Consider the following 15,425-nt stretch of genomic DNA (forward strand, 5'->3'; position numbering starts at 1 on the left):
AGAAGGGGCCGACCCGGGATCCCGCGCCATCAACGCCGCTGGCGACATTTGCGCTGGTGAGGAGCCTGGAAACCCGCCGCGCGGAGAGGATCGAAGACGCCGGTCCCCGGGGTCGTCCGGGCCGAGATCGGCTCCTCGCGAGCCGACCCGCGAAGATCGGCCAAAAAGCGGTCGTGAGCCTGGGCACAGGGACCTCGGTGACCGGTCGGGCCTGCGAGCGCCGGCATGCGTTCGCCCGGAGTTGATCTCACCGGCTGCGCCGGGCTCACCACGGGCCGGCCTGGGTGCGGCCGGGTCCTCGGTGGCCCAGGCCACGTGGCCGCCCGGCCGGATCAGCGCCGCGCGGACCGCCGCCCGGTCCGGGCGGTGCCCGGCGAGTTCGTCCTGATCATCGGCGAAGTCGAGCCCTACGTGACGGACTGCCGCACGGGATCAGTCCGGTCGGGTCGCCTCGGTTCGTCGTTCGGCTCGAACGGCGCAGGATCGCCCCGAACCGATCCTCGACGGACTGCGTGCACGCGCGGGACCACGACACGGCAAGGAGTTTGCTCGCGCTGCCCGTGGCCACCAGCAGCTCCAGGATGTCGTCGCTCAACGGCCGTAGGCCGTTGCGTCGCGCGCTGCGGTTGCAGGCGGTTTCGAAGACGGCTGCGCGCGCGGGACGCGGCCCGACGCCGACTTGCGCTGCGGCGCAAGGGAATCGCCTGCGGACGGCGATGAGCCCCGCGCCTGGGGGGAAGGGGCGCGGGGCTCATCGCCGTCCGCATCAGGACGGTTCAGGTGGCCTCAGGACCATGCCTGATCGGGACCGTCACGCGATGTTGTCGAGTGCGCTCAGCTCTTCCGCGGAGAGCTGGAGGACCGCGGCTCCGCAGTTCTCCGCCAGGTGCTCCAGGGACGCGGTGCCCGGGATGGGGAGCATGGCGGGAGAGCGGTGCAACAGCCAGGCCAGCGCCAGCTGCGACGGCGTCGCGCCGGTCCGGCGCGCGATCGCCTCCAGCGGGCCGCCGGGCCGGGCCAGGGAACCGGTGGCCAGCGGGAACCACGGGATGAAGCCGATTCCTTCGCGCTCGCAGTGGTCCACCACCTCGTCGTGCTCGCGGTCGGCCACGTTGTAGCGGTTCTGCACGGTGGCGACCTCGACCACTCGGCGGGCGCGCTCGATCTCCTCGATGCTGACCTCGGACAGCCCGATGTGGCGGATCTTGCCCTCGTCGCGCAGTTCCTTCAACGCTCCCAGCGACTCCTCGACCGGGATCTGCGGATCGATGCGGTGCAGCTGGTAGACGTCGATGGTCTCCACGCCGAGCTTGCGCAGACTGCCCTCCACGCCCCGGCGCAGGAACTCCGGCGAGCCGTTCGGCGTCAGCTGCCGGACGCTCGGCCGGTGGATGCCGCCCTTGGTGGCGATCACCAGTTCTGCCGGGTACGGGTGCAGGGCCTCGCGGATCAGTTCCTCGGACACGTCGGGGCCGTACGCCTCGGCGGTGTCGATCAGGTTCACGCCGAGGTCCACCGATCGGCGCAGCACCTCGATCGAGTTGTCCCGGTCTTCCGGTGGGCCCCAGATGCCGGGGCCGACGATGCGCATCGCGCCGAATCCGAGTTGGCGGACGGCCAGCTCGTCGCCGATGCGGAACGTTCCGCTGTGCTCGACCGGCCGGGAGGAAGTGGTGGGTTGCGACATGGTGGGTCTCCTGGTTTCAGTGCACGGCGGTGGTGTCGGAGGCGCTTTCCGGCGCTGGGACGTGTCCGGTGGTTTCGCGCCGGCTGGTCAGCAGCGGGACGAGCGCCAACGCCAGCAGCGCCAGGACCGGTTGTGCGACCAGGGCGGCGATGAACGCCTGGCTGTAGGCCACGGGCGCGGTGTCGGCGCCGAGGACGGTGAAGAACACCAGCCCGATCACGGTGACCCCGAACGCCATGCCGACCTGCATGATCGTCTGGATGACGCCGGAGGCCGCGCCCGCGTCCTTCTCCGGGACGTCCACCAGCACCGCCGCCACCAGCGGGCTCATCCCCAGGCCCTGGCCGAGGCCGATCACGGCCATCGACGGTGCCAGCATCCAGCCGGTCAGGCCGGCGCCCGCGTTGATCGCCGTGAACAGGATGGCGACGTTGCCGAGGACGTTGATGGCGTAGCCGAGGCTCAGCACGTGGTTGCCCAGCCTGGGCTGCAACTTCGGGGCGAGCAGCGAACCGATCGTGAACGTCGCCGCCAGCGGGGTGAAGGTGAGGCCCGCGTACAGGGCGGTGTGACCGAGACCGGCCTGGAGCTGCAGTGGTAGCAGGAAGAACAGGCCGCTGTTGCCCGCGAAGAACAGGAGAGCGATCGCATTTCCCGCGCTGAAGCTGCGGATCTTGTACAGCTGTGGCGGCACCAGCGGTGAGTTGTCGCGGCCGGCGACCCGCCGCTCCCACAGCAGGAAGACGACCAGCGCCGGGACGGCCAGGACCAGCAGCGTGATGATCCACGACGGCCAGCCCAGTTCGCGGCCCTGGATCAGCGGGAAGATCAGCAGCACCAGGGTGACCGTCAGCAGGCCGACGCCCAGCGAATCCAGCCGCGCCTTGGCGGTGTCGGCGATCTTCGGCAGGGTGGCGGCGGCGATCGCGATGGCGATCAGCCCGACCGGCACGTTGATCAGGAAGATCGGCCGCCAGGTCAGACCGAACAGGTTCGCGCCGATCAGCACGCCGCCGATGAGCTGGCCCGCGATGGAGGCGAGCCCGATCGTCGCACCGAACACGCTGAACGCCTTGGCGCGTGCGCGACCGGTGAACGCCAGCTGCAGGATGGACAGCACCTGCGGGTAGAAGATGGCGGCGCCGAGCGCCTGCACGATGCGGAACACGATCAGCAGCGCCGGATTGGGCGCCAGCCCGCAGGCCAGCGATGCCAGCGTGAACAGGCCGCTGCCCAGGAGGAACATCTTGCGGTGCCCGAAGATGTCGCCGAGCCTGCCGCCGGTCACCAGCACCACGCCGTAGACCAGGATGTACCCGCCGATGATGAGCTGTACCTCGGCGAAGCTCGCGCCCAGTTCGTCGCGGATGGCCGGGGTGGCGACGTTGACGATGAAGTCGTTGAGCATGGACAGGAACGTGCCGGTCATCACCGCGACGAGCATCAGCCACTGCTGGGCGGAGAGCTTCCCGGCCTCGGCCGGCGCGGTGCCCGGGGACTTGGGCGGTGCCATGAACGTTCAACCTTTCGGATTAAGGGATTCGTTCGTGCTTTCGTGATCGAGAATCGGCCCGAACGGGCCGGGGAACAACGCCGAACTGCGGTATGTTCGCTAAGGCACGTTTAACGATGGAGGTGATCGGGGTGGAGTTCCGCGAACTGGAAACCTTCCTGGTGCTGGCCGAGGAACTGCACTTCGGGCGCACCGCCGAACGGCTCCACGTGTCTCCGCCACGGGTCACCCAGAACCTCCAGTCCCTGGAACGCCGCATCGGGGGAAGGCTGTTCGACCGCACCAGCCGCCGCGTCGCGCTCACCCCGCTGGGCAAGCAGTTCTGGCAGGACGTCAAGGACGCCTACCGGCAGCTGGACCGCGCGGTCGAACAGGCTTCCGCCACGGCGCGCGGCATCGAGGGCGTCCTCCGGGTCGGCTTCCTCGGCTCCGGCGCGAACGAGTGGACCGCCGAACTGGTGACCGAGTTCCGCGCCCAGCACCCCGGCTGCGAGCTGCGGATGACCGAGGTGCACTGCGCCGACCCGCTCGGCCCGCTGCGCATCGGCGACGTGGACGCGCTGATCACCAGGTTGCCCGTGGCGGAGCCGGACCTGACGGTGGGGCCGGTGCTGCTGTCGGAGCCGAGGATGCTCGCGGTGCCGGTCGATCATCCGTTCGCCGGGCGGTCCTCGGTGTCGGTGGAGGACCTGGCCCGGGTGGAGGTCATCGACGTGGTGGGCCCGGCACCGGACTACTGGTGGGAGTTCCACGTCCCGACCACGACACCGGGCGGCCAGCCGATCAACCGCCGCCAGGCCGTGCGCACCTTCCAGGAGCTGCTGACCGCGATCGCCAACGGGCAGGGCGTGTCGCCCGTGGTCGAATCGGTGTCCCGGTACTACGCGCGCCCGGACATCGCGCTCGTGCCGCTGCGCGACATGCCGGACTCCGAGGTCGCGCTGGTGTGGCGCACCGCGGGGGAAACGGCTCGGGTGCGGGCGTTCGCGGAAGCCGCCGAGCGCGTTGTGATCAGTCACGACGACGAGAAGGTGCTCCGGTTGGCGTGACGCCGACCGCCGCGGATCTCGGCGAGCTGCGCGGCCAGTCCGGCCTGCAACCGGGATTCCAGGCCGAGCTTCGTCAGCACCTGGGCGACGTGGCTCTTCACGGTGCGCTCGGAGATGCCGAGCCGGCGCGCGATGGACCGGTTGGACAGCCCCGCACCGAGCAGCGCGAACACGTCGGACTCGCGCGGACTTAGCAGTTCGACGCGCTCCACCGCCGACTGCCACGGGTGCCGCTCGGCCGCGTCCGGCGGCGCGGCCTCCTGCTCGACCACGGCCGCATCGACCAGCACGAGATCGGCCCGCCCGCGACGGCAGTACGCCCAGGCGCTCGCCAGGTCGTGGGTGTCCGCGACGACCTGCGCATCCGGCCGGTCCGCCACCAGCTCGGCCAACCCGGCCCGGCTCAGGCTCCGATCGCTCACGACGACCACGCGCATTCCGCAACTCCCGGTTCCGTTCTGAGAACGGCGATTCCCGCGTTCTCCCCAGCAGATCCACTGTCTCCGCAGTTCCGGTGCGGCGACAACTGTTCCTTGGTGCGCATCGATCGGCACTTTGGTGCCTGTCGCGATCACACCGAGGTACCGGCGGATTTCGTACCTGCTGACGTGGTGGAAGCCCGCGCCTCGATGGAATTCTTCGATGGCGCAAGCAAAAACGACGTTGGCGGGAGTGACCGATGGTGAGTGCCGAACTCGGCGGACGGCGGGTGGCGAGCGGCCGGGCGCAACCGCTCGGCGCCACGCCCGACGAGACGGGGGTGAACTTCTCGATCTATTCACCGCGTGCGACTTCGGTGCAGCTGCTGCTGTTCGACGGCGAAACCGAGCCCGCGGTCGTGGAACTGGATCCGGCGGTGCACCGCAGTTTCTACTTCTGGCATTGCCACGTCGGCGGAATCGGGCCGGGTCAGCGCTACGCGTTCAGGGTGGACGGACCGGGCGACGCGCACCGGAACGGGTCGCGGCACGACCCGCAGAAGGTGCTGATCGACCCGTACGGAAAGGCGATCGACAAGACCCGCTGGGACCGGAACGCCGCGGTCGTGCCAGGCGACAACTCGTCCACCGCGATGCGCAGCGTCGTGCTGGACACCAGCCGGTACGACTGGGAGGGCGACGCCCCACCGCGAATTCCGCTGGCGGACACCGTGATCTACGAGATGCACGTCGCCGGGTTCACCAAGTCGCCCACGTCGGGCGCGGCGGCGCCGGGCACCTTCCGCGGTGTGATCGAGAAGATCCCGTACCTGGTCGATCTGGGCATCACTGCGGTGGAACTGCTGCCGGTGTTCGACTTCGACGCCACCGAGGTGCTGCGCACCACCCCGGACGGCGCGGAACTGCGCAACTACTGGGGCTACGACCCGATCGGGTTCTTCAGCCTGCACCAGGAGTACTCGGCGGCGGGCACGCCGGACGGCTGCGCCGACGAGTTCCGCGACATGGTCAAGGCCCTGCACCGCAACGGGATCGAGGTCATCCTCGACGTGGTCTTCAACCACACCAGCGAAGGCGACGAGCACGGGCCCACGATCTCGTTCCGCGGCACGGCGAACGAGTCCTACTACCACCTGTCCCCGGACGATCCCGGCTACTACATGGATTACACGGGCTGCGGCAACTCGGTGAACGCCAACCACCCGTTGGTCACCAAGATGATCTGCGACAGCCTGGAGCAGTGGGTCGTCGAGTTCCACGTGGACGGGTTCCGGTTCGACCTGGCCAGCGAACTCGCCCGCGGTGCGGGCGGGGCGGTGCTGGAACAGCCGCCGGTGCTGTGGGAGATCGAACTGTCCGAAGTGCTCCGCGAGACCAAGATCATCGCAGAGCCGTGGGACGCCGCCGGCGTCTACCAGGTCGGCAACTTCCCCGGGCAGCGCTGGTGCGAGTGGAACGGCCTGTTCCGCGACGACGTGCGGCGGTTCGTGCGCGGTGACGGCGGCATGGTCGCGTCCGTGGCCCGCCGCATCGCGGGCAGCGAGGAGATCTACGGCCCGCAGGGGAAGGTGGCCACGAACGGCATCAACTTCGTCACCGCGCACGACGGCTTCACGCTCCGCGATCTGGTCTCCTACAACCAGAAGCACAACGAAGCCAACGGCGAGCAGAACCGCGACGGCAGCAACGAGAACTACAGCTGGAACTGCGGAGCCGAAGGCGACACCGACGATCCGGGAGTGCTCGCCCTGCGCGGCAGGCAGATGCGGAACCTGGCCGCGATCCTGCTGCTCAGCCGGGGCACTCCGATGATCCAGGCGGGCGACGAGGCCGGGCGGACCCAGCGGGGCAACAACAACGGCTACTGCCTGGACGACGAGCGGACCTGGTTCGACTGGTCGCGGCTGGCCGCCGACTGGGACCTGCTGCGGTTCTTCCGGGCGATGATCGACCTGCGGCGGCGGGTGCCCGCGATGCGCAGCCCGCGGTTCTTCGGCGACCGCGCCAACGACCGCGGCGAGCCCGAAATCAGCTGGCACGGCACCGAACTCGGCTGCCCGGAGTGGCACGACCCGAACGCGCGGGCGTTCGCCGTCACGCTGGCCGGGTTCGGCGGCGACCCGGACTGCCACGTCATGTTCAACATGTTCCACGAGCAACTGCGCTTCGAGCTGCCCCGGCTCCCGGGACGGCGCTGGCTGCGGGTGGTGGACACCGCGGCACCTCCACCGGGCGACTTCCTCGCTCCCGGAACGGAGATCCCGGTCGCCGGAGACGACCTGGTGGTGGCCGACCGAAGCATCGTCATCCTCCTTTCCAGCCCTGAGCAGAGCAGGTAGAAATGGCCGACAATCCCGACTTCGTCCGCTCCGACCTCGTCGCGGGCTACGTCGAACCCGGCGTGGTGCAGGACTCCTTCGGCATAACGACGTCCGACGGGCGCACCGTCACCGCGCACCTGGTGCCGAACACCGCGTCGTCGATCCTGCACAACCTCGACGAGCCCTACCGCGACACCACCGCTCGCACCCGCGAACTGCTCGCCGGGGGCGGCTACGTCCTGGTGCGCGGCATCTACTACCCGGATCCCGACGGCTGGTGCTTCGAGGCGAGCCACATCTGCTTCGCCACGGAGGCCGACGGCGCGTACGTCTTCGAGGACCCCGAGTGGTGGGTGGGGCAGGCCCGCTCGATCGCCGACTTCTACCTGCGGGCCCAGTTCGGCGACGGTGCGCACGACTGGCGGCGGTACCGCACCGACCTGACGCTGGACGGCAGGCACCTGCCGGGCGACGCCGAGGGCCACCGGCAGGAGACCGACACCATCTCGCGGCTGGTGTACGGGCTGGCCACCGCATACCTGCTGACCGGCGAGGACCGCTTCCTGGACGCCGCAGAGGGCGGCGTGGCCTACCTCCAGGACAACCTGCTGGTCCGCAACGTCGAGGACGGTTACGCCTACTGGTACCACGGACTGGACGTCACCGAGCGGGGACAGCGCAAGATCTTGTCCTCGGAGTTCGGCGACGACTACCTCGCCGTGCCCATGTACGAGCAGATCTACGCCCTGGCCGGGCCCGTGCAGACCTTCCGCGTCACCGGCGATCCCGGCATCCTGCGCGATCTGGACCTGACCCTGGAGCTGTTCGACCGGTTCTACCGCGACCGCGAGCGCGGCGGCTACTTCTCGCACATCGACCCGGTCGCGCTGGATCCGCGGGCGCCGGAGCTGGGGCACAACCGGGCGCGCAAGAACTGGAACTCCGTCGGCGACCACGCGCCCGCCTACCTGATCAACGCCTTCCTGGCCACGGGACGCGACGACCTGCGCGACTTCCTGCTCGACACCAGGGACACCATCATCCGCCGGATGCCGCAGGACGACTACAGCCCGTTCGTGCAGGAGCGCTTCCACGAGGACTGGTCGCCGGACCGGGAATGGGGGTGGCAGCAGGACCGGGCGGTCATCGGGCACAACCTCAAGATCGCCTGGAACATGATCCGGCTGCGCAACCTCGACGACTCGCCGGCCGCGCTGGAGCTGGCCGAGGAGATCGGGAGCAGGATGCCCGGCGCCGGCGGCGATCGGCAGCGCGGCGGCTGGTACGACGTGGTGGAGCACCGCACCCGCGAAGGCTCCGCGCGGCACCGGTTCGCCTGGCACGACCGGAAGGCGTGGTGGCAGCAGGAGCAGGGGATCCTGGCCTACCTCGTCCTGGCGGGCACGCTCGGCACGCCCGAGCACCTCGCGCTGGCACGGGAGTCGGCGGCGTTCTACAACGCGTTCTTCCTGGACCACGACGACGGCGGCGTGTACTTCAACGTGCTCGCCGACGGCACGCCCTACCTGGTGGGCACCGAGCGGCGGAAGGGCAGCCACTCGATGTCGGGCTACCACTCGGTGGAGCTGTGCTACCTCGCGGCCGTCTACACCGGACTGCTCGTCAGCGGCAAGCCGATGGACCTGCACTTCCGGCCGGAGCCGGCGGCCTTCGCGGACGGGCTGCTGCGGGTCGCGCCCGATCTGCTGCCGCCGGGCCGGCTGCGGATCAGCGACGTGTGGATCGACGGGCACCGCTACCACGACTTCGACCCGGAGGGCCTGCTGGTGCGGCTGCCGGAACGCGACCGGCGGATCCGGGTCAAGGTGCGCCTGGCGCCCAGCGACCTCGATTTCGACTGCTTCGCCGAGGAATCCGCGACCGGGGCGCGCATCGTCTGCCGCGGCGCGCTGACCGCCGAGCGCGTCGCCGAGTTCGCGGCCCGGCTGGAGGCGGCCATCGCCGCCGATGCCGAACGCATCGAGCTGGTGCTCACCGAGGTCACCGAGATGTCCTGGCCCGCCATCAACGAACTGCTGTACCTGGAATCCCACCTGCACCTGGGCGAGGACCTGGTCGTGGTGGACCCGCCGCGGCGCCTGGCCGGGGCGCTCACCGGAACCGGCGCGATCGTCGCCGACGGCGGCGGAACCGACTGACGCGAGCGGAAGAACGGAAAGGGCACACCGTGCGCACCGAAGAGACCTACGAGATCGCCAGGCGCTGCTTCGAGCACCTCGGCAGCGGCGACCTCACCGGCCTGCTCCGGCTGGTCGACGAACAGATCACCTTCGAAATCCCCTGCAACGAGCAGAACTGCTCCATCCCGTACGTCGGCACCCACCTGGGCCGCGACGCGATGCGCTCCGCGCTGCTGACCGCCGCCGACGAGCTGCGGGTCACCTCCTACGTGCTCCGGGACCTGCGCGCCCAGGGCGACGTCGCGATGGCCACCATCGCGGAGGAGGCCACGCACATCGCCACCGGCGCGCAGGTCGAGGTCGGTGCCGCGCACCGGCTGGTCGTCAACGGCGCGGGCAAGGTCAGCTCGTGGCACGTCTACTTCGACCCGGCGGGGCTGGGCGAGGCATTCCGGAACCATCGGAACACCCTGCTGTTCCAGGCGATTCGCCGCCGTGATGCCGAGTCGGTGCGGGAGCAGCTGGCCCGCGGCGCGGACCCGGACCACCGCGACGTCGACTCCGGGCTGACCGCGCTGATGGCGGCGGCCGGGCGAGCCGACGACGCGACCGTGCGCCTGCTGCTGGCCTCGGGCGCCGACGTGCACGCGGCCGACAGCGCCGCCGGGGCGACCGCGCTGCACAAGGCGTGCCAGGGCGGTTCGCCGGAGGTGGTCCGGCTGCTGGTGGAGGCGGGGGCCCAGGTGGACGCCACCGTGCCGGGAACCGGGCACACGCCGCTGATGGAGGCGTTGTGGTTCAAGGAACCCGACATCGTGCGCTACCTGCTCGACCGCGGCGCATCGGTGAACCTGGCCACGCACTACGGGTTCAGCATGGCCGAGCATCTCGACTACGAGATCAACGTCAACACCATCGGCAAGGAACGCCTGGTCGCCGCCGACGAGCACATCCAGCGATGGCGGCGGGACAACGCCGCCTACGCGGCGGCGCAACCGCTGCTCGAAGCGGTGGCCGCCGGCGACACCGACCGCGCGCTCGCGCTCATCGCCGCCGGTGCCGACGTGGAAGCCCGCTACCCCAAGCGCAACGATTTCAACGACGGGCACACGCCGCTGCTGGTGGCGACGCGCGACGGCCACACCGAGATCACCCGCGCACTACTGGCGGCGGGCGCCGACCCGAACGCCGTCGAACCGGTCTTCGGCGCGGTGCCGCTGCACAAGGCCGTCTACAACGGACGGACCGACATCACCCGAGAACTGCTCGCCGTGCCGGGAATCCTGCTGGACTTCCAGGGTGCGACCAACGGCTACACGCCGCTGCACGACGCCCTCTGGCACGGCTACGAGGAATGCTCCCGCGCGCTGATCGACGCCGGCGCGCGGCTGGACCTCGAGGGGCACGACGGCAAGCGTCCGCTGGACATCGCCGTCGAGGTCTTCGGGGCCGACCACGACCTGGTCCGCGATCTGCGGACCGAATCCCAGCAGTACTGACCGAATTCGCACATCGCGAGGTAGTTGGATGCTGTTCTACGTCCAGATGAAGTGGAACCACGAGGGACGGATCTCGCTCGACGAGATCTGGGACGTCCAGGCCGCCGAAACGGCCCTGGCCCAGCAGACCGTCGATTCCGGAATGACGGTCGGGATCTGGAAGGTGGCCGCGCAGAAGCGGGTCATCGCGGTGGTCGACGTGGAGTCGATCGAGGAACTGGACCGGACCGCGCTCGGTCGCCTGCCGATGCGCGAGTACCTCGAATTCGAAATCGTGTGGCCGCTGCGCGACTACGCGGGCTTCGGCGAGGACGTCAAGGCGCACTACAACGTCTGATGGGAAAGAGGACGAAGATGAGCAAGAGGATTCTGGTCGTCGTTTCCGAGTACGGCTACTGGGGCGAGGAGCTCGTCGGCCCCTTGGAGATGTTCGACGAGGCGGGCTACGAGGTCGAGCTGGCCACGCCGACCGGCCGCCGCCCGCTGGCCATCACGGTCAGCATGGACCCGGAGCTGGTCGACCCGCCGCTGGGCAAGGCGGTGACCACGCCGGAGATGGCGGAGAAGGTCCGGGTGCTGGACGGTTCCGACCGGCTCGAGAACCCGATCAACATCGCCGACTGGCTGCCCGACCGGCCCTACCACAGCTCCCCGAACTTCCTGCGGGAGCTGGAGGCGTACAACCGGGACCTGGCCCGGGTACAGGAGGAGATCGCCGAGCGCTACGACGCGCTACTGCTGGTCGGTGGTAGCGGGCCGCTGGTGGACATGGTGAACAACTTCCGCGTCCACGACCTGATCCTGGCCTTCCACGCCCTCGACCGGCCCATCGCCGCCGAGTGCTACGGCGTGGCCTGCCTGGCGTTCGCGCGCGACTTCAACGAGCGCGTGAGCATCATCCGCGGCAAGCACGTCACCGGGCACGCCATCGAGCTGGACTACAAGGACTACACCGGGTTCATGCGGACCGACTTCATCATCGGCCCGCCGCCGTACCCGCTGGAGTACATCCTGCGCGACGCGGTCGCCCCGGACGGCGCCTTCCACGGCAACTTCGGCAAGGAGCGTTCGGTGATCGTGGACTACCCGTTCATCACCGGCCGCACCACGCCGGACTCGTACCTGACGGGGCAGAAGCTCGTCGAGGTCCTCGACGAGGGCCTGCGCGAGTGGGGCTTCCACCGCTGATGACGGCCGCACCGGCACCGCTCGCCCCCCGGGCGGTGCCGGTCCCCCGCGAGAGAGGTCGATCATGACAACAACGATCCTGGCCAAGGACGCGGTCGTCGAACAGCTCCGGATCGACGGCGTCCAGTACGTCTTCGGCAACCCGGGAACGGTGGAGCAGGGCCTGCTGGACTCCATCGAGCAGGCCGGCAGCCCCGAGTACGTGCTGGTGCCGCAGGAAGCCGCGACGGTCGGCATCGCCGACGGCTACGCCCGCGCCACCCGCAAGCCCACCGTCGTGCAGCTGCACACCGGTGTCGGGCTCGGCAACGGCATCGGGATGCTCTACCAGGCCAATCGCGGGCACAGCCCGCTGGTGGTGCTCGCCGGTGAGGCGGGGCTGCGCTACGACGCGATGGACTCGCAGATGGCAGCCGACCTGGTCGGCATGGCCCGCCCGGTCACCAAGTGGGCGACGAGGGTGGTCGACCCGAACTCGGTGCTGCGGGTGCTGCGCCGGGCGATGAAGATCGCCGCGACGCCCCCGATGGGGCCGGTTCTCGTGTCCCTGCCGATGGACGTGCTGGACGCCCCGACCAGGGAACGCCCGCACCCGACCTCGTTCCTGCACACCCGCTCCCGGCCGGACGAGGAGGCGATCGCCCGCGCGGCGCGGATGCTGATCGGCGCCGAGCGCCCGATGATCATCGCCGGTGACGGGGTGGCCTACGCCGACGGGCAGGCCGAGCTGGCCCGCCTGGCGGAACTGCTCGGCGCCGAGGTGTGGGGCGCGGACTGGGCGGAGGTGAACATCGCGCCGGGGCACCCGCAGTTCTGCGGTCAGCTCGGCCACATGTTCGGCGCCGCCAGCCGGCGCACCACGCTGCGCGCCGACGCCGTGGTGATCTGCGGGACGTACGTGTTCCCGGAGGTGTTCCCGGAACTGCACGAGGTGTTCGACCCGACCGCCCGCATCGTGCACATCGACCAGAACACCTGGGAGATCGCCAAGAACTTCCCGGTCGACGTCGGCATCGTCAGCGACGTCCGCGCGGGACTGGCGGCGCTGGCGGAACAGGTGGACACCGAGCTCGAACCGGAACAGCGCGGGCGGGCGCGCATCCGGGCGCGCGAGATCGGCGAGCGCACGGTCGCCGACCTCGCCACGGTGCTCCAGGAGGACGAGCAGCGGCACGACGACTCACCGATGCCGGTGTCCCGCTTCGCGAAGGAACTCGCCCGGTGCCTCCCGGCGGACACGGTCTACTTCGACGAGTCGTTGACCGCGTCTCCGGAGCTGTTCCGGTACCTGTCGCCGAAGGCGCCGGGGGAGTACTTCCAGACCCGCGGCGGTTCGCTCGGCGTCGGGATTCCCGGGGCGGTCGGCCTGAAGCTGGCCAACCCGGACCGGACGGTCGTCGGTTTCGCCGGCGACGGCGGCACGCTCTACACCGCCGAGGCCATGTGGACCGCCGCCCGCTACGGCATCGGCGCGAAGTTCGTGATCTGCAACAACCGCAGCTACGAGCTGCTGAAGCTGAACATCGAGCAGTACTGGGACGAACGCGACGTCGCGGTGCACGACTTCCCCGGCTCGTTCGACCTGGCGCGGCCGCCGATCGACTTCGTCCGCCTGGGCGAGGCGTTCGGGGTGCCGGGGGCCCGGATCGAACGACCCGACGAGGTGCGCCCGGTCGTCGAACAGGCCCTCGCCTACGACGGGCCGTTCGTGATCGAGGTGCTGACTCCCAAGATCGTCAGCTGAACCGGCATCAAGTCCGAAGTAGACCCCGACTTGCGGGGCAGGGAGGTTTTGCGATGAACGACGGAACCGTCGACGAGGAGACCACCGAGAAGGTGGTGCGCGAATGGTTCGCGGCGCTGGGCGAGGGCGACCTCGCGCGGGCTTTCACGCAGCTGGACGACGACGTGGAGTGGGTCAACAAGCCGTCGGTGGCGGGACTGCCGGAGATCCTGCCGTGGGTCGGCACCTTCCACGGCCTGGCGGAGGTGCAGAGCTCCTTCGAGATCTTCCACAGCCTGGCCGAGGTGAACTGGGTCGAGCTCGTCGAGCTGCTGGTGGACGGCGACCAGGCCGCGGCCGTGCTGCGGGAGAAGGCCACGGTCCGCGACACCGGGCGCACCTTCTCGACGCAGTACGTCGAGTGGTTCACCGTGCGCGGCGGGAAGGTCACCAACTGGCGCATCTACATCGACGCCACGTGCATGGTGGACGCCTTCCGCGGTCACCTGTGAGCCGGCCGATGCCCGGCAGGACGAAGGTGGCCGTTCTCGTCGAGAGCGACTACTACGAGCCGGAGATCTCCTACTACCAGCGGCGGTTTCCCGAGGACGGGATCGAGGTGGACTTCGTCAGCCGGCTGTGGGGACAGCCGGAGCTGACCTTCCACGGGCACGAGTACCAGGTTCCCTTCCGCTGCGGGATCGACCTCGACGACGTCGACGCCGCCGACTACCAGGCGGTGATCGTGCCGTCCGGCATGGTGGCCGACCGGCTGCGCTACAGCGAGGACGTCCGCCGGGAACCACCCGCGCTGCGGTTCCTGCGCCGGGCGTTCGCCGAGCCGGGCGTGGTCAAGGGGATCATCTGCCACGGCATGTGGCTGCTGGCCGCCGCCCCCGAACTGGTGCGGGGGCGAAAAGCGGTGGTGCACAACAACCTTTTCGGCGACCTGCGCAACATGGGCGGCAACTACGTGGACCAGGACGTGGTCGTCGACGGTGACCTGGTCACCGCGCGAACCGGCGAGCACTGCAACGTGTTCGCCCGGCGAATCATCGAAATGCTGGCGAACCAGCGGTGAGGCAGTCGCGCCACCACGGCGCGAAAATTCCGACGAGGAGTGTTGGGTTGATTCAACAGCTCATCTTCGCTCGCCCGAAACCCGGTATGAGCGAGCAGGACTTCCAGGACTACTGGATCGACGTGCACGCGGTCGAGTACGCGAGCAAGATCCCGCAGATCAAGCAGTACATAGTGGACCGGCGGGTGGATTCCGCCGTGGACGATCCCGGTGGCCCGCTGTTCAGCGGCGTGGCCGAGATGTGGGTGGAGGGCGAGGCCGACCAGTTGGCCGCGGTGCAGTCGCCGGAGTACGTCAACGGCGCGCGCGAGGACGAGCCGCGGTGGGCGGCGTTCTGGCAGACCCTGGCCCTCGACACCGATGCGCACGTGCTGCGGCCCGGGCAGGAGTACGTGGCGGGCCCGACCGACCGGGTGAAGCTGATGGTGCTGGTCAAGCGCCGCAGCGGCATGGACCTGGAGTACTTCCGCCGCTACAGCCTCGACACCCACGCGCCGAAGCTGCTCGGCATCCCGGGCTTGCGGCGCTACGTGCAGAACCACACGCGGGATGCGGCGTACGCGGTGGCCGAGGCGCCGCTGGACTGCGTGCACCAGCTGTGGTTCGACGACCAGGAGGCGCTGGCGGAGGCGTTGGCGTCGCCGCAGTTCGGCGTGGTCCGGCAGGACCTGCGGACCTTCGTCGAGCAGCGCTACATCCACTCCATGGTCGTCCAGGAGAACTGGATCATCCCGCCGGGCACCCGCTGATCCCCGGGATGAGCCGGCAATGAACCGGGCCGGC

General features: G+C 69.6%; 13 protein-coding genes. 10 read left to right on the plus strand and 3 right to left on the minus strand.

Annotation, left to right across the window (positions count from 1 at the left end):
• Positions 1–811: 811 nt before the first annotated feature.
• Both AC07EQ_RS28040 and AC07EQ_RS28045 read right to left on the minus strand, forming a co-directional pair.
• The gene (locus tag AC07EQ_RS28040; RefSeq protein ID WP_478390860.1) at positions 812–1,687 is read right to left on the minus strand and encodes an aldo/keto reductase; all 876 of its coding nucleotides are present in this window, start codon (positions 1,685–1,687) and stop codon (positions 812–814) included.
• Positions 1,688–1,703: 16 nt separating this feature from the next.
• Positions 1,704–3,200 (minus strand): MFS transporter, encoded by a 1,497-nt coding sequence (locus AC07EQ_RS28045; protein WP_478390861.1) that lies wholly within the window; start codon positions 3,198–3,200, stop codon positions 1,704–1,706.
• A 116-nt stretch (positions 3,201–3,316) separates the two neighbouring features.
• Here AC07EQ_RS28045 and AC07EQ_RS28050 point away from each other — a divergent pair, with 116 nt between their 5' ends.
• Positions 3,317–4,249 carry a LysR family transcriptional regulator gene (locus AC07EQ_RS28050; RefSeq protein ID WP_478390862.1) on the plus strand — a complete coding sequence of 311 codons (933 nt, stop codon included), beginning with the start codon at positions 3,317–3,319 and terminating at the stop codon, positions 4,247–4,249.
• Here the strand turns inward: AC07EQ_RS28050 and AC07EQ_RS28055 are convergent.
• The gene (locus AC07EQ_RS28055; RefSeq protein WP_478390863.1) at positions 4,216–4,686 is read right to left on the minus strand and encodes a response regulator transcription factor; all 471 of its coding nucleotides are present in this window, start codon (positions 4,684–4,686) and stop codon (positions 4,216–4,218) included. The two genes, AC07EQ_RS28050 and AC07EQ_RS28055, sit on opposite strands and share 34 nt — an antisense overlap.
• 242 nt (positions 4,687–4,928) lie before the next feature.
• On the opposite strand from AC07EQ_RS28055, the gene glgX reads away from it, so the two are divergent.
• From glgX to AC07EQ_RS28100, 9 genes are all read left to right on the plus strand, one after another.
• On the plus strand, positions 4,929–7,028 hold the full coding sequence (gene glgX / locus AC07EQ_RS28060) for a glycogen debranching protein GlgX (RefSeq protein WP_478390864.1): 2,100 nt from the start codon (positions 4,929–4,931) through the stop codon (positions 7,026–7,028).
• A gap of 2 nt (positions 7,029–7,030) precedes the next feature.
• Positions 7,031–9,169, plus strand: coding sequence for an AGE family epimerase/isomerase (locus tag AC07EQ_RS28065; protein WP_478390865.1), 2,139 nt, complete (start codon positions 7,031–7,033; stop codon positions 9,167–9,169).
• Between the two features lie 29 nt (positions 9,170–9,198).
• Positions 9,199–10,650, plus strand: a complete 1,452-nt coding sequence (locus tag AC07EQ_RS28070; protein WP_478390866.1) for an ankyrin repeat domain-containing protein — start codon at positions 9,199–9,201, stop codon at positions 10,648–10,650.
• Positions 10,651–10,678: 28 nt separating this feature from the next.
• The gene (locus AC07EQ_RS28075) at positions 10,679–10,987 is read left to right on the plus strand and encodes a muconolactone Delta-isomerase (RefSeq protein WP_478390867.1); all 309 of its coding nucleotides are present in this window, start codon (positions 10,679–10,681) and stop codon (positions 10,985–10,987) included.
• Positions 10,988–11,004: 17 nt separating this feature from the next.
• Positions 11,005–11,838 (plus strand): type 1 glutamine amidotransferase domain-containing protein, encoded by an 834-nt coding sequence (locus AC07EQ_RS28080; RefSeq protein ID WP_478390868.1) that lies wholly within the window; start codon positions 11,005–11,007, stop codon positions 11,836–11,838.
• Between the two features lie 64 nt (positions 11,839–11,902).
• Complete coding sequence (locus tag AC07EQ_RS28085) at positions 11,903–13,582, plus strand: thiamine pyrophosphate-binding protein (protein WP_478390869.1); 1,680 nt, start codon at positions 11,903–11,905, stop codon at positions 13,580–13,582.
• A 53-nt stretch (positions 13,583–13,635) separates the two neighbouring features.
• Positions 13,636–14,073 (plus strand): nuclear transport factor 2 family protein, encoded by a 438-nt coding sequence (locus tag AC07EQ_RS28090; protein WP_452616236.1) that lies wholly within the window; start codon positions 13,636–13,638, stop codon positions 14,071–14,073.
• Between the two features lie 8 nt (positions 14,074–14,081).
• Positions 14,082–14,642 (plus strand): DJ-1/PfpI family protein, encoded by a 561-nt coding sequence (locus tag AC07EQ_RS28095; RefSeq protein WP_478390870.1) that lies wholly within the window; start codon positions 14,082–14,084, stop codon positions 14,640–14,642.
• A 47-nt stretch (positions 14,643–14,689) separates the two neighbouring features.
• Entirely contained in the window at positions 14,690–15,391 is a 702-nt protein-coding gene (locus tag AC07EQ_RS28100; protein ID WP_478390871.1) for an EthD domain-containing protein, read from the plus strand.
• Positions 15,392–15,425: the final 34 nt, after the last annotated feature.

It is taken from the genome of Saccharopolyspora sp. NPDC045839 (assembly GCF_056431645.1).

Excerpts from the sequence above, each read along its gene's own strand:
- AC07EQ_RS28095 (WP_478390870.1), top strand. The coding sequence starts at position 14,082 with ATGCCCGGCAGGACGAAGGTGGCCGTTCTCGTCGAGAGCGACTACTAC.
- glgX (WP_478390864.1), top strand. The coding sequence starts at position 4,929 with ATGGTGAGTGCCGAACTCGGCGGACGGCGGGTGGCGAGCGGCCGGGCG.
- AC07EQ_RS28075 (WP_478390867.1), top strand. The coding sequence starts at position 10,679 with ATGCTGTTCTACGTCCAGATGAAGTGGAACCACGAGGGACGGATCTCG.
- AC07EQ_RS28040 (WP_478390860.1), bottom strand. The coding sequence starts at position 1,687 with ATGTCGCAACCCACCACTTCCTCCCGGCCGGTCGAGCACAGCGGAACG.
- AC07EQ_RS28085 (WP_478390869.1), top strand. The coding sequence starts at position 11,903 with ATGACAACAACGATCCTGGCCAAGGACGCGGTCGTCGAACAGCTCCGG.
- AC07EQ_RS28045 (WP_478390861.1), bottom strand. The coding sequence starts at position 3,200 with ATGGCACCGCCCAAGTCCCCGGGCACCGCGCCGGCCGAGGCCGGGAAG.
- AC07EQ_RS28090 (WP_452616236.1), top strand. The coding sequence starts at position 13,636 with ATGAACGACGGAACCGTCGACGAGGAGACCACCGAGAAGGTGGTGCGC.
- AC07EQ_RS28055 (WP_478390863.1), bottom strand. The coding sequence starts at position 4,686 with ATGCGCGTGGTCGTCGTGAGCGATCGGAGCCTGAGCCGGGCCGGGTTG.
- AC07EQ_RS28050 (WP_478390862.1), top strand. The coding sequence starts at position 3,317 with ATGGAGGTGATCGGGGTGGAGTTCCGCGAACTGGAAACCTTCCTGGTG.
- AC07EQ_RS28065 (WP_478390865.1), top strand. The coding sequence starts at position 7,031 with ATGGCCGACAATCCCGACTTCGTCCGCTCCGACCTCGTCGCGGGCTAC.
- AC07EQ_RS28080 (WP_478390868.1), top strand. The coding sequence starts at position 11,005 with ATGAGCAAGAGGATTCTGGTCGTCGTTTCCGAGTACGGCTACTGGGGC.